This is a genomic window from Nitrosovibrio sp. Nv4, assembly GCF_900215485.1.
Taxonomy (GTDB): domain Bacteria; phylum Pseudomonadota; class Gammaproteobacteria; order Burkholderiales; family Nitrosomonadaceae; genus Nitrosospira.
Genome location: NZ_OCMZ01000001.1, coordinates 1,249,943 through 1,264,673 on the forward strand (window position 1 = coordinate 1,249,943; position 14,731 = coordinate 1,264,673).

Here is a 14,731-nt window from a genome sequence, read left to right on the forward strand (position 1 = left end):
TCTATTTTTACCATGGGTATCTACATATGCTGCGTAGCACTAATGGCCGTCGGCATGGAAGTAGTTGATGCGGAGTTCCCGGACTCTTTCGATCAGCTCGGCTATGGATACATCGACAATCCTGATTTCTGCACCCCGCTCGATTTGTTCGCCCGTCAGATCCCTCCCGGTATCGGCGAAGTTCCGTCATGTTTTCAGTTGTTATCAGTGCTGTTGCGGGCATGTAACGGTGGAGCGGGCTATAGCTGAAGCGCTACGAATTCGATGGCTTAATATTCGTCTGCTGTCTCCAGAACTCGGGAATATCAGCTTGATACCGTCGTATAACCAGGTTTGCCACCAGCCCGGTCCAGCCGGTTTGATGGGAGGCGCCCAGGCCCTGACCCGTTTCGCCGTGAAAATATTCATGAAAAAGCAGCAGGTCGCGCCAGTACGGATCATTCTGGTGCGGACTGTCTATAGGAAATGCCGGGACCAGGTCGGATTCGTCACGGCGGAAAATATCTGCAAGCCGCTCGGCCAGCATGTTGGCGGCATATTTGAGATTAATCTCGTAGCCGTTCAGGCAGGGCGCCGGAAAAGTAAACGCATCGCCCAGGTAGCGATGCATTTTTTCAATAGCCTGAATCAGCAAGTAGTTGGTTGGCATCCATACCGGTCCGCGCCAGTTTGAATTGCCGCCGAACAGTCCCGTGTCGGATTCTCCCGGCACGTAACGGATGACGGCATTGCCCATGCCAGGGATATGTTCCACACTTCGCTCCGTAGCATGGCGCTTGGAGACGCTGCGCACGCCGTATGGCGAAAAGAATTCTTCTTCGTTGAAAATACGCGGCAGCATTTTCACGAGCATGGAGGCGGTTACCAACGACAACAAATGCTCGCCGCGCTCGTTGGTATCTACCGGGCAGGCGCATATGGCGCTTCCATCGAACATGCCACCTTTATGTTCCCAGAGTAGTGCCTTGAAACGTGTGCGGTTTGCGAGCAATCTTGCGTCCACTACCTCGCACGCAAACAGCGGAATGATGCCAACCCAGGAAAAGACATCAATACGATTTACGCTGCCGTCCGGATTGACCATGAGATCCTTGAAAAAGCCATCCACGTTGTCCCAAAGCGGCACGCACGCACCGGCGTGACCGGCAATCGCGTTGCCAATCGCGAGGAACTGGCTATAGCACTGGATAGCAATGCTTTCATAAGCGGGGTCTTCAACAGCGATTTCCAGGGCCATCACCGTAAGTTCCAGGGAAAACATCGCCATCCATCCGGTAGCATCAGCCTGCTTCAGCGAATAACCCGGAGGCAGCGGCCGGGAGCGATCATATACAGAGATATTGTCCAGCCCGAGAAAGCCGCCTTCGAAAACATTCATGCCATCGGCATCATGCAGATTAATCCACCAGGTGTGATTCAACAAAAGCTTGTGCAGCACGCGTTTCAGAAAAGCGATATCGCCTTTGCCGCGTTGCACGCGCTCCGCGCGAAACACCTTGAGAGCGCCCATAGCCTGCACCGGTGGATTTACGTCATTGAATGCCCACTCATACGCAGGTATCTGACCGTTGGGGTGTAGATATTTTTCGTTTAGCAGCAGCTCGATTTGTTCCTTGGCGAAATCGACGTCAACGAGCGCAATTGCCGCGCAATGGAAAGCCAGGTCCCAGGCGGCAAACCAGGGAAATTCCCAGGCATCAGGCACCGAGATCACCTGGCTTGCCTTGAAATGACGCCAATTGTGGTTGCGGCCCTGCTGCCTCGACTGGGGCGGCGTCGCCCCATCGCCTTTCAACCAGTGGGACACATCATAATGAAAGAACTGTTTATTCCATATCATGCCCGCCAATGCCTGCCTCAGGATACGGTGATCCTGGACGGTAACCTCCGGCCGCAACGCCTCGAAAAAAGCATCGGCTTCCGCACGGCGTTGGACAAGAATCTGATCCTGACAGCTGAATGGCCGGGACCGGGGCGTGTCAGACAATACCAGATCGATTGCACCGGTTTGTCCCGGCCCAATCGTGAGTTTGTGAGCGGCGCCGAATTTGGTTCCCTGCTGCCTCGGGCTTACCGCCCCAAGTTCTCCATCAACGAGGTAGCGATGAAACGCATCTTTCACATAAGGCTTGCTGTTGGGTATGCCCCACAACCGCGAACCGTTGCTCTCATTTTCGGTATAGAGGAGATCCGCCTGCTGCTGCCCATAGAGATGATAGGTTCCCAGGGTCGGGTGCTCGGCCGCAACCGCCCAGGCGGCACCGTTGGTCGAGGGTATGTGATAAAGGCACGGCTTTTTGGTATTTTCCCCAGACCACGACCATGTATTGCGAAACCAGAGCTGTGGCAGTAGCCACAATGTAGCCTCGTCGCGGCTCCGGTTGCTGGCGAGGATGCGGATATGCAATTCCTCGGGCGACGCCTTGGCATAAAGAACCTCCACATCCCAGTAGTGTCCGTTGGCGAAAGCGCCGCTATCTATCAGGCCAAACGGCGGGTCCTGGCGAGAACGGCGCGCGTTTTCTTCTACCAGTCGCGTATAAGGAAATGCGGATTGAGGATATTTATAAAGGTAATGTAGCCACGCATGCGAAGGGGTGGCGTCAAGATAGAAATAGCATTCTTTCACATCTTCGCCACGATTGCCCTGGTTACCGGTGAGGCCAAACGCACGCTCTTTTAGGATGGGGTCCTTGCCGTTCCACAGCGCCAGCCCGAAACAGAGCCGTTGCGCGTTGTCCGAGATACCGCCCAGGCCGTCCTCATTCCAGCGATAGGCACGGGAATGGGACTGATCGTGGCCAAAGTGTTCCCAGGCGTTGCCGTCCGGGCTGTAGTCCTCCCGAACAGTGCCCCAGGCACGCTCGGACAAATAGGGCCCCCACAGGCGCCAGTCTTCTCTGCCTTGCCGCTGGTTTTCCAGTCGCTGCCGTTCGGCGTCAGCTCGGACGGTCATTGACGTGACTCCTCTTTTTTTGCCATGCCTTCTCTCGCGCTTGGTCGGGCGCGCTCCAGTGTGACCCAGGCTGCCAGTATGCAGGCAACGCTCCATGCCTGCGACGGCGCGCCGCGAGGCGAATGAGGGGGTTCGCCGTCGAAAATTTCTGATATTGTGCCCAGCCCCGCATCGAGCAGGTGATCATGGATAGGGGCAAGGCGGGATTGTGCCAGCTCGGCATCGCCTGTGACGCGATACTCGGCCATTGCAAAATGGGGCAACAGCCAGCTCCATACGGGTCCCTGATGATACGCGGAATCGCGCTCCCATACACCGCCTTCATAGCGGCCCCGGTAGCCGGGATGTTCCGGCGCCAACGAGCGTAACCCATAAGAAGTGAACAGATGCCGGCCTGTCTCGGCCACTACCTTTGCCTGCGCCTGGGGTGTGAGGGGTGAATAGTGCAGCGTTACCGCGAGAATTTGATTCGGACGTATGCTATCGTCATTGCCCTCGGGTCCATCCAGCACGTCGTAAAGTCCTCCTGCCGGTTTCAGGAAACGGGAAAATCCCACTTTAGCCTGTTTGGCGAGCGTTTCAAATATTTCAGCGTCTTTTTTCAGCAAACGACTGAATTCTGCCATGCACATGAGCGCATTGAACCATAACGCATTGACCTCCACCGGTTTTCCATGGCGGGGCGTTACCACCCAGTCGCCCAACTTGGCATCCATCCAGGTCAGCTGTATACCGGAGTCACCGGCGCTCAGCAGACCATCACTGGCATCGACGCCGATACGATGACGGGTGCCGCGCAGATGCCAACTCACCATTTCCTGGAGCAATGGATAAATTTCTCTCAGTGCAGCTACGTCATTGCTGACCGCGATATAGGCGCGCCACGCCTCAAAGTACCATAAGGCGCCATCCACAGTATTGTATTGCGGCTGGCCGCCATCATCCGGGAACATGTTTGGCACCATGCCGCGATCGACAAAACCGGCCAAGGTAGTGAGGATATTGCGAGCGGAAGCATAACGCCCGGTAGTCAGCATCAGCCCCGGCAACGCAATCATTGTATCGCGCGTCCAATCGCCAAACCAGGGGTAGCCGGCGATAACCGATTCCTTTCGCTGCCCGAATCGTCCTTGCCGATCCTGTTCTTTTTCGTTCAGTTCCTTCTTAGTTTCCTTTGCCGAAACTGGCTGCACTATCGGAAAGCTGTCTGCGGCTATCACCAGTTGGCGGACCCAGCATGGTGCATCATGCAGTTCAGGTGTCAACGTCACGGCCGCCGTCAGCCGCGCGGCGTCATGGGCGCGTCGGCGATTCAGCATTTCACCGCAACGTAGCGGTGAGTCAGTCGCAGGCGCCTCCGGTGTAGTCGACATCGTAGCTACGAGACCGCTCCATTCGGTCCGCAATGGCAAGCGCATATGCGCGGCGCAAAAGTGCGAGTCGCGATCCGGAAGTCCACGCTCGCGCTCCCGCGGCAGGTCAAAGTCCTCAATCCACTGATGTCTGGCGAAGAGCTGGCCATCATCGGTATGAAAATGAAGTGTCGGTCCGCCCGCGCGCCCGATGCTGATGCGGTTAACATTGCCCTCGATTATGGAATTGAACCCGTATGGACGGGTATCGGCGTGATGATTGCGGCTGTTCACGAGCAGATCGATGCCGAGATGCACGGGGCGTTCCACGGCATTGGCCAGGCGCCAGGCGATACAGGTTGTATGCTGCTCCCGTTCCATCCAGATGCATTGTTCCAGAATCAGATCACCGATGGCAAACCGCCAGACCGGTATGCTGCCGTCCAGTCGGAACGATTCGATGTGCACGAGTCCCTGTGGTTCGACCGCGCCACTGCCCCAGCAATTGGTAAATAGTGGCCAGTTGCGCTCATTGTCATGCAGCGTTGCATCGGCCTTGACGAAGACCAGAAAACGCCCCAGCGGAGGATTTGCGGGAGCAATCAGGAGACCATGGTAACGGCGTGTCAGACATTGGGCAATCGTACCGCCGGCATATCCGCCAAGACCATCTGCCAGCCACCATTCACGCCGACTTGCTTGCACCAGGTCACAGCAGATTGCACGACCGAAACGAACAAAATCGGGCGGCTCCATTTCGTTATTACAACGGTGTCGCAGGCCGGTTCATTATCTATGTATTAACCCGACTTTAATTCCTGCGTCAGATGCGGCGCAATCACCTGTAGCAGTTGACCGAAGATTTTTGGGTTGCCGGCAAGTACATTGCCGCTCTGAAGGTAGGTAGCGTTGCCTTCCATATCGCCCACCAGTCCACCCGCTTCTGTAATGAGCAGGCACCCGGCCGCCATATCCCAGGGTGACAGTCCAAACTCCCAGAAGCCGTCGTAGCGTCCAGCCGCTACATAGGCCAGGTCCAGTGCAGCAGAGCCGGGGCGGCGGATGCCGGCAGTTCGAGGCATGATGTCTTTGAACATGGCGAGATAGGCTTCGGCATGGGTAAATTCCCGAAACGGAAAGCCCGTTCCGATCAGGCAATCGGCGAGCTGGGTGCGCTTGCTTACGCGCAGACGATGATCATTCATGTAAGCACCTCGACCACGGCTGGCTGTGAATAACTCGTTGGCAGAGGGATTGTATACAACCGCCTGTGATAGAACGTTTTTATGCATCAGCCCGATGGATACCGAGTAATGCGGGAAGCCATGGAGAAAATTGGTCGTGCCGTCGAGCGGATCGATAATCCATTGGTATTCCGACTTGTCTGGATCGCCTTGAGCGCCGCTTTCTTCTGCTAGAATGGAATGGTTAGGATAAGCATCCAGCAGCGTCTCGATGATAGCCTCTTCCGCTGCCCCATCCACTTCACTGACAAAATCACTGTGCGCTTTACGCGAGACGTGCAGCAAATCAAGATTCTGTGCAGCACGGTTGATAATACCGCCGGCGCGGCGCGCGGCTTTGACCGCAATGGTGAGCATGGGATGCATAGTTTGGCTTCAGAAGTGAACGGACTGCGAATTTTAATATGAATCCTCCCTATCCGCTTGATAATGTCCGCGTGGTGTTAAGTCATACCACCCATCCCGGCAATATTGGCGCTGCGGCACGCGCAATGAAAACCATGGGGCTGGCGTCGCTCTACCTGGTAAATCCCAAGTTCTTTCCCGACAAGGAAGCCGAGAGACGCGCTGCCGGCGCGTGGGACATTCTGAACAAAACCCGGGTCTGTGCAGACCTGGATGACGCTTTAAGCGGCACGGTTCTGGCGGCGGCGGTTACCGCGCGCCCGCGAGATCTTTCGCATGAAGTTTTCGATGCCCGCCGGGGTGCAATGGAATTGCTCGAGCAGGCGCGCCAGGATCCGGTAGCGCTGGTTTTTGGCACGGAAATGTCCGGTCTCACCACCCTGGAAGTGAGCAAGTGCCAAATTGTTGTGCATATTCCAGCGAATCCGGAATATTCCTCTCTCAATCTTGCCAGCGCAGTGCAGTTGATGGCCTATGAATTGCGCATGGCGATGCCGGAAACGGGGAAAATGGAAGCATTTTCATCACGCACAGGAATGGCTGGCGTGACTGGCGGGGCAGCCGGCTTCGATGAAATTGAATTACTCTGCCATCACCTGGAACGGGTAGCGGTCAGTAGCGGCTTCCTGAATCCTCAGGAGCCGAAACGGCTAATGCAGAGGATTCGGCGATTGTTTGCCCGTGCGCGGCTGGAAAAGGAGGAAGTCAGTATATTGCGCGGGATTCTGGGTGCCTGTGAAAAACGGATGGGCTCGGCTCATCCGGTCCAGGTCATTTCTTCGACCGACTCGGCCGCGTCCGAATCCGAATAAAGCCCGGAAAAGTTGACGATGGTCAAGTTCGGCCACTTCGATTCATTTTACCTCAACAAAATAGTTGACCAAAGTTGAAGGGATTTCTTATACTTGACCAGCGTTGTCGGGTATTAGCCCGATATTCGGCAGATGTTAATCAAGTATGAATTCTATCGGGAGTGAAAAATGCGATTAACGACAAAGGGTCGTTTTGCGGTAACCGCGATGATTGATCTTGCATTGCATAGTGCGCAGGGACCGGTTACGTTGGCAGGCATCAGCGAACGGCAGAAAATTTCCCTGTCTTATCTGGAACAACTGTTCGGAAAGCTGCGGCGCAATAAATTGGTCGGCAGCGTTCGCGGTCCGGGTGGCGGCTATCGTTTGACAAAACCGATGAGCGAAGTGTCGGTGGTTGACATTATCCTTGCGGTGGATGAGCCGATTGATGCAACACAATGCGGAGGCAAGGAGAATTGCTACAATGACCAGCGCTGCATGACCCACAACTTATGGGCCAACCTTAATGCCAGGATACGGGATTATCTGGCGCTGGTTACACTGGAGCAATTGGTGTCAAACCCCAAGGTGAAGGATATTGCCATATTGCAGGATATGAGAGCATGCAAGCAACCGCGGGAAACATTTTATGTGACTTAAGCGCTGACCGATGGCAACGGCTTAATGAATTACCATCCAACCGTGCCCCTGAATATAAAATGGCGCGAGACCGGAGGAAAAAGTGACTTACGCTTATTTTGATCATAACGCCACTACCGCGGTTGACGATGCCGTGCTTGATGCGATGTTGCCGTATTTTCAGAAAGAGTATGGCAATGCCTCCAGCCGTCATGCTCGCGGAATGGCAGCCCGCCGTGCAGTGAACCAGGCACGCGAACAGGTAGCGGAATCGGTCGGGGTGCAGCCGGCACAGGTGGTTTTTACCAGTGGCGGATCAGAAGCCAACAATCTGTTCATCCAGGGTGCGGCAGGTTATCTGAAGCCGGCGCAAATTGTCGTGAGCTCGATTGAGCATCCCTGCGTAATGCGACCCGCTCAGGAATTGGCGCGTAATTTGCATGGCAGCTGGAAGCTGCGCCGGGTGGCGGTAGATAACCTTGGTCAGGTAGACCTGGCCGATCTTGATGATGCATTGGTGGAACAGTCGTGCGGCCTGGTATCAGTAATGCTGGCAAATAACGAAACGGGCGTCATTCAGGATGTGCCGGCGATCGCCCGGAAAGCCCGGACACACGGGGCGTGGGTGCACACCGACGCGGTGCAGGCCTTTGGTAAAATTCCGGTGGATTTTGCCTCTCTCAACGTACATGCCATGACGTTATCCGGTCACAAGATCTACGGACCCAAGGGGGCGGCGGCGCTGATCATAGATAAGCGGCTATTGCTCAAACCCCTTATCTATGGCGGAGGGCATGAGAGCGGATTGCGGTCGGGCACCGAAAATGTCCCCGCCCTGGTGGGACTGGGCGTAGCTTGCGGATTAGCCAAAGCACGGATGGCAGAAAGGACTACCCGAATTTTGGCGATGCGTTCACGACTGGAGCAGGGTTTGATCGGGATGGGAGCAGTAATTTTTGGACTGGAGGCACCGCGTTTGCCCAACACCTGTTATTTCGCATTGCCGGGCATCGAAGGCGATACGCTGGTGGTTCGTCTCGATAAAGCAGGCTTCGCAGTAGCAAGCGGCGCCGCCTGCTCCAGTGTGGAGCCCGGCCGAAGCCACGTCCTGGAAGCGATGGGAATAGACCCGACATTGACGCGCTGTGCAGTGCGAGTAAGCCTGGGTATCGATAATTCACCGGCTCAGGTGGAGAATTTTCTCGAGGCCCTGGGCAGTGTGGCACAGGAATTGAAACGAATGAGCATGGTCGCGATTTGAGAATTAGAGCGCTTTTATATAAGAGTACCCTGATGGGTTTGATGCTCGAGCACTACCGGCGCGTTACGTCATTCCGCTGCTCTCTGCAATATAAATCCACGTGACTGATATCCCCGGAGGTTACTGATACCGCAACTTTCGCGGGTTTCGGGCGTGCTGGAGTAAAAAATAGCCCATCATTTCTCTAGATAGGTTGCGCTGCGCTTCGCTCCTCTACTCAAGCATCAAATCAGGAAATACTGTTGGCGCGGAAGAATCTTATCCGTTATCTTGGCAATTATGTTTATACTTCTTACCTGAGAATCGACGCGTTGCTGATTCTGAAGCTCAAGTAAATCCATTATGCCATTTTTACCTATTATTCAATCGTGAGACAAAACAATCCAACGGCCGTCCTGTTATTAATATGCGTAGTGTTGCTTTCCGGTTGCGCTACTACGCGCCCGCATGAGCAGAGCACAGATTCAACGGATCCAACGGATCCAATTGACCCCTATGAGAATATTAATCGCAAGTTCTACACGTTCACCGATGTAGTCGATCGGAAAATCGTGGAGCCGGTTGCCGAGTGGTACATGGACTATGTACCAGACCGCATGCAGCGCTCCATCGGACACTTTTATGACAATCTTCAGTACCCGAACGTAATCCTGAATGACTTCCTGCAGGGCAAAGTGCGCCAGGGATTCCAGGACACCCTGCGCTTCGTTGTCAATTCGACCATTGGCGGCGTTGGTCTTTTCGATATGGCCTCACCCATGGGTTTGGCGCAACACGACGAAGATTTTGGACAAACACTGGGGGTGTGGGGCGTCGACGCAAACACCTATGTATTTGTTCCTTTGCTTGGGCCCAGCAGCAATCGGGACGTGCCTGGCATTCCCGTCACCGTGTTCACCAATGTTCTCTTTTATGTCGGTATTTATGCGATTGGCGCCCCTGTTACGGTACCTCTTTCCATTCTTGGTGTCGTAGACAAACGGGCCAGGCTGTCCGGTCCCATGCGCATCCGCGATGAAGCCGCGCTGGAGCCATACCTTTTCGTGCGCGACGCTTATTTGCAGCAGCGCAAACATTTGATCTATGACGGCAATCCTCCGCCAGCGGTTTATGATGATCCGGCGGAGGATGAAGCACCTGGTCAGTAGGTGCAAAACGAACGGTGGGGCCCGGATGGGCCATAACCAGTCCCATTATTCCATCCGGTATAAAACTGAAATCCTCACGGCGATGGCCGCCAAAGATTGAAGAGTATAAATATGAACGAACCCGACTCACGAGTTGTGTCCATCGTTCCTTCCGCCGGTCTCGTTCGCCTCACGCATGTCATCTATTTATTGCATGGTTTCAGCGTCCTGATGGGGATGCTGGGGCCGGCGCTTATCATTACCACATTTCTCACCGGCTGGCCTTCAATCATCGCTGTAATCCTTAATTACGTTAAACGCGGTGATGTGCGCGGAACTTATCTCGATTCCCATTTTGGCTGGCAAATACGCACATTCTGGTACACGTTGTTTTGGCTGGTCATTGCAGCAATGCTCTTCGCGACCGTCATTGGTATCATATTTGCATATATCCTCGCGGTAGGCGCAGGTGTATGGGTAATTTATCGCATCGTGCGCGGCTGGACGGCGCTCAACGACAGCAACCCCATGCCCCTCTGATACTCTCATTCCTGTCAGCGCAATAGTTCTGCTACACGTTTCCCAGCGTTTCCCGTAAGTCATCCAGGCAGCCGGGTTGTTTGCCCAGCTTTCAACTCCAATCGCCATTGACGGCTTTCGCTGTCCTCACCTATCCAGAATCAGATTTTTTTATTAACTCGGCTGCAGGGCTGTATTCATCCTATGTGTGCCGCCGAACAGAACGGCGCGACCTCAGTGACTAGAATCGTTTAACTTGGGTTTTCAATAGCAGGAATGATGGCCGGGAAAATATGAGCCCGAGAACATCGATATATCGCGCGAGGCGACATATAGACATCGATGTATGAGCACATCTTTTTTAATGCAAACTCGATATTGAGACCGCCATGTCCCCACCCCACAGCGCAAAGCTGAACAGAATACTTGCAGCACTGCCCCTTGCGAGCTATACACGCTTGTTGCCCCTTCTTGAATTTGTGCCTATGCCGGCGGGTCACGTGATTTACGAGCCGGACCTGCCCATCAGGCATCTGTATTTTCCAACGACCTCAATTGTCGCCCGATTGTACGAGACGGCAAGCGGCGCGTGCACGCAGACTGGAATCATAGGCAACGAGGGTATAGCTGGCATTTCCGCTCTTTTTGGCGCTGAGAACAGTCTTGCACGCATGGTGGTGCAGAGCTCGGGTAATGCCTTTCGCATTAAAGCGGATCTGCTAAAAAGAGAATTTGAGCTGGGTGGGGAGTTACAGCATCTTCTTTTGCGCTTTGCCCACGCGCTGATGATCCAGACGGAGCAGATAGCCGTTTCCAATCGATATCATACGGTAGACCAGCAGCTGAGTTATCTCCTGCTGATGAGCCTGGATCGTCTGCCAGGCAATGAACTTCACATAACACATGAGCAGGTGGGAATAATGCTGGGGGTGCGCCGGGAAAGCGTAACAGTGGCTGCGCAGAAGCTTCAAACGACTGGAGCGATTCGTTGCAGACGAGGGCACCTCGCAGTTGTGGATCGTCAACAACTGGAAGCGAGCGCAGGCGAGAACTACGCGGTAGTAAAAAAGGAATACGAGCGCCTGCTGGATGTTTATTGTTCAGTGGCTGCTGGTTCCAGCGAGTCTCCCACAAAACAATTCAAGAGATTTTTTCAATCAAGCAGGTAAAGATAAGCAGACGTGTTTCCCGAACATGGCTTTGGGGCATTGGGAGGAGTCTTCAAAATGCGCAGAACTCGGTCGTTATTCGAAAACGGATATTCAGAGGAATATCCGTTCCCAGTGTGCGCTTTCGAACAGACCCGGTTTACGTTCCATGGAAAACTGGTGTTGCTCGGCCAACAGCATAAATAAGCGGAACCAATATGAGCTGAAAGGGATTAGCTGAATCAGTGGGCGATCTGAAAAAAAGCGAGCATAAGAATTCCGACCTGTTCGCGCTTAAAAATGGAGATCTATCATGAAAAAAGTGAATTTCCTGATACTGGGTTTGGGATGCATCAGCTTAAGCATGGGAATGAACAGTGCGATTGGCCAAAGCGGCCAAAGCGAAAGCGAAAGGAGCAAGCATCCGGCCACCGGGCAATCGCGTGATGCTGTCACAAATGCTCAAACCGTCCGCCAAACCGAAATTACACGGCCCGAACAGAAAAAAACCGAGCACGACCGATCCAGCGTTTTTGCCGCCCCGAACGCAATGCCTTCTTCCCCTGCTTTTGAAAATCAGCCCGACGACGGAAAAGTACTGGGGTTTGATTTTTACCGTGACCCGCTGAATGCCAAGAAGCCGATGCAAACTTTCGAAGAGACCATGAAAGCGGACGTGGCGGACCGCCCCCAGGTCATGAAGACACAGCACGAGTTGCTGCTGCGGCGCTACGATTTAACCCCCCGGCTTGATCGGGAAGCAAAAATGTCACGCGGCAAGCCATTGGCGGTTGGGCCTACCGCTCGTCTGGCGTCGGGAATAAGCTGGCAAAAATTAGCCGATATGTCCCCGTCAGAATTACGCAGCAAAAACATGTTTCCATACCCTTCGCTGCCACACCCGAAACAGTCTACGGGCGGTCAAGTCTTTCCTCAGCTTCAAACCAAAATGTTTCCCCGATTGGAGCGGTTTGATGTCGAGTTTGATTTACCCGAAGCGTTTCTACCGGAATTTCCGCCCGCGATTTTCCTTCAGAACCGGCCTGAACTGGGGGATGTTTCTCGGGGAGAAGTAGTATCGATCAATAACTTTTATCGCCTGTTCAAAGACATTCTGACACCAGTACAGCTTAACGGCCTTCAGATACTACTTACTCCCTTGCCACAGGAAGAGTTTAATCCGACCGACGACCGAAAAAGCACGCAGCCCAGCCTGGGCGTTACCTGCTTTGATTGTCATGTGAATGGGCACACTACAGGGCAGTTTCACCTGAACCCGGATATCAGGCCAGAGGAAAGACGGTTACGCCTCGATACTACCAGCCTTCGTGGAATGTTCAACCAGCAGATCCACGGGTCGAAGCGCAGCCTGCGCTCAGTAGAGGATTTTACTGAATTTGAGTTTCGCACGGCTTATTTCAATGGCGACCCGATCCATGCCATGAAAAAGGGATTCCCGGTTCTTGATCGAATTCACGTGAGCCACATGGCGCAGTTCCAGAACATGCTGGACTTTCCACCGGCACCTAAGCTGAATATGGTGGGAAGGCTTGATACCTCTAAAGCGACAGCGAGCGAACTCCGAGGGGAGAAGTTGTTTTTCGGGAAAGGGCAGTGCGCTAGTTGTCATCAGCCACCCGCGTTCCTTGACCACCAAATGCATGACCTGAAACTCGAGCGTTTCGTTAACGAGCCAGGGGACGGGCCAATGAAGACGTTCACGCTGCGTGGCATTAAAGACAGCCCTCCTTATCTGCACGACGGCCGTTTGCTGACACTTGAGGATACTGTCGAATTTTTCAATCTGGTACTGCAGCTCAAGCTGACGGACGGTGAGAAGTCCGATCTCGTAGCGTATATGCGACAGCTATAGTTAATGTTCCGCAATTCGATAGGGAGAAAAGAATGGGGTCATGTACGTTGAGAAAAACTTATTCGAGTGGGCCATCCGTAGAGTTTTTATGGCGTGGCACCAATTATCAATGTAAAACGAAATAATCAGGGAGAGCAGTCATGAGTATTTCCGCCACATCTGCAACTGTAAACCGAAAAGAAGTGCTGCCGCTCAGCGGAGCATCCTCAATTCGCAAATCCTCACGAGCGGTACGTAAAGCAGTGTTTCCCGTCGCCGGCCTGGGTACTCGTTTCCTGCCTGCGACCAAGGCGGTCGCCAAGGAAATGCTCCCCATTGTAGACAAGCCCCTGATTCAGTATGCCGTCGATGAAGCAGCCGCCGCAGGTATTGAAGAGATCATTTTTATAACGCATCGCAGCAAACGAGCTATTGAGGACCATCTTCATCGAGCGGTGGAACTGGAAAATGAGCTTGCATCGCAAGGAAAGCACGCTTCATTGAAAATGTTGCGACAACTGACACCAGGCGGCATCCATTTCAGCTTTGTCCGCCAGGAAGAGCCCAAGGGCTTGGGGCATGCTATATATTGTGCACGGCACCTGATTGGTAATGAACCTTTCGCCGTACTGCTCCCGGATGATCTGATTGACGGTCAGCCTTCCGTGCTGGCGCAGATGATTTCTCAATACGAGCAAACACCTAGCAGTCTGGTGGCTGTCAGGCAAGTGTCCCGCGAGGACACGCGCCGTTATGGGATTGTGGATGCTGTCGGTGGGGATACCGGGAGTCGCACCATGAAAATTCGCAGCCTGGTCGAAAAGCCTTCTCCCGAAGCAGCACCTTCCACCATGGCTATCATAGGACGCTATATTCTGTCACCCGGCATTTTTGAATGCATCGCGAACCTGGATCCGGGAACAGGAGGAGAAATTCAGCTGACAGACGCGATATCCCGTCTTCTCAAACTGGAGCCCGTGATGGCCTTCCATTACGAAGGCAAACATTATGATTGCGGCAGCAAGGTGGGGTTTCTGGAGGCAACGGTAGCGTACGGGCTGCAGCATGCCGAGGTAGGCAAGGAATTTCGGGAGATATTATTGCGAGTGGGACGACAGCTTGCCGACGAGACTTCTTGTCCGTTGGAGTTCACGGAAAATACGGCCGATACGCGTCCGGTTAGATTGAAGAGCGCCTTGGCCTGATGAAATGCTCAGTAGGTATTTGAATTTGCAACAAGCTACAGCGATCCGGGGAGACCGGGTGACTCGGGGATGAGTGAGATGACGTGGCAAGAAGAATGACGCGAGGCGAAGAGCTACATTCGATAAGCGTCCAGCCGGAATGACAAAACATTTCACAATCCACAACCTTGACAGAACAGGCTGCGAATTACCTCGGATCTGCTGGTTTATTCAGAGATTCAATACAATT

At 53.7% G+C, this 14,731-nt stretch carries 12 protein-coding genes; 9 read left to right on the top strand and 3 right to left on the bottom strand.

Annotation, left to right across the window (positions count from 1 at the left end; translation table 11 throughout):
• Positions 1-12: 12 nt before the first annotated feature.
• Positions 13-249, top strand: coding sequence for a hypothetical protein (locus tag CRO05_RS05600; RefSeq protein ID WP_235001301.1), 237 nt, complete (start codon positions 13-15; stop codon positions 247-249).
• A 4-nt stretch (positions 250-253) separates the two neighbouring features.
• On the opposite strand, the gene CRO05_RS05605 is transcribed toward CRO05_RS05600, so the two are convergent.
• The 3 genes from CRO05_RS05605 to CRO05_RS05615 all read right to left on the bottom strand — a co-directional run bounded on the left by CRO05_RS05605 (position 254) and on the right by CRO05_RS05615 (position 5,918).
• The gene (locus CRO05_RS05605; RefSeq protein ID WP_097066165.1) at positions 254-2,956 is read right to left on the bottom strand and encodes a glucosidase; all 2,703 of its coding nucleotides are present in this window, start codon (positions 2,954-2,956) and stop codon (positions 254-256) included.
• Positions 2,953-5,013 carry an amylo-alpha-1,6-glucosidase gene (locus CRO05_RS05610; RefSeq protein WP_235001302.1) on the bottom strand — a complete coding sequence of 687 codons (2,061 nt, stop codon included), beginning with the start codon at positions 5,011-5,013 and terminating at the stop codon, positions 2,953-2,955. The genes CRO05_RS05605 and CRO05_RS05610 overlap by 4 nt, the downstream gene beginning before the upstream one ends.
• A 95-nt stretch (positions 5,014-5,108) precedes the next feature.
• On the bottom strand, positions 5,109-5,918 hold the full coding sequence (locus CRO05_RS05615) for an inositol monophosphatase family protein (protein ID WP_097066167.1): 810 nt from the start codon (positions 5,916-5,918) through the stop codon (positions 5,109-5,111).
• 38 nt (positions 5,919-5,956) lie between these two features.
• Between CRO05_RS05615 and CRO05_RS05620 the strand changes: the two genes are divergently transcribed.
• The 8 genes from CRO05_RS05620 (at position 5,957) to galU (ending at position 14,502) form a co-directional block, all read left to right on the top strand.
• On the top strand, positions 5,957-6,769 hold the full coding sequence (locus CRO05_RS05620) for an RNA methyltransferase (RefSeq protein ID WP_097066168.1): 813 nt from the start codon (positions 5,957-5,959) through the stop codon (positions 6,767-6,769).
• A gap of 168 nt (positions 6,770-6,937) precedes the next feature.
• Positions 6,938-7,411, top strand: coding sequence for a Fe-S cluster assembly transcriptional regulator IscR (gene iscR / locus CRO05_RS05625; protein ID WP_097066169.1), 474 nt, complete (start codon positions 6,938-6,940; stop codon positions 7,409-7,411).
• A gap of 82 nt (positions 7,412-7,493) precedes the next feature.
• Entirely contained in the window at positions 7,494-8,651 is a 1,158-nt protein-coding gene (locus CRO05_RS05630) for a cysteine desulfurase family protein (RefSeq protein ID WP_097066170.1), read from the top strand.
• A 368-nt stretch (positions 8,652-9,019) separates the two neighbouring features.
• Entirely contained in the window at positions 9,020-9,799 is a 780-nt protein-coding gene (locus CRO05_RS05635) for a VacJ family lipoprotein (protein WP_235001303.1), read from the top strand.
• A gap of 111 nt (positions 9,800-9,910) precedes the next feature.
• Positions 9,911-10,318, top strand: coding sequence for a hypothetical protein (locus CRO05_RS05640; protein WP_097066172.1), 408 nt, complete (start codon positions 9,911-9,913; stop codon positions 10,316-10,318).
• 368 nt (positions 10,319-10,686) lie between these two features.
• Positions 10,687-11,466 (top strand): Crp/Fnr family transcriptional regulator, encoded by a 780-nt coding sequence (locus CRO05_RS05645; protein WP_097066173.1) that lies wholly within the window; start codon positions 10,687-10,689, stop codon positions 11,464-11,466.
• 292 nt (positions 11,467-11,758) lie between these two features.
• Positions 11,759-13,318: a cytochrome B6 gene (locus CRO05_RS05650; RefSeq protein ID WP_097066174.1), complete on the top strand. Its 1,560-nt coding sequence runs from the start codon at positions 11,759-11,761 to the stop codon at positions 13,316-13,318.
• Positions 13,319-13,458: 140 nt separating this feature from the next.
• Positions 13,459-14,502 carry a UTP--glucose-1-phosphate uridylyltransferase GalU gene (gene galU, locus CRO05_RS05655; protein ID WP_097066175.1) on the top strand — a complete coding sequence of 348 codons (1,044 nt, stop codon included), beginning with the start codon at positions 13,459-13,461 and terminating at the stop codon, positions 14,500-14,502.
• Positions 14,503-14,731: the final 229 nt, after the last annotated feature.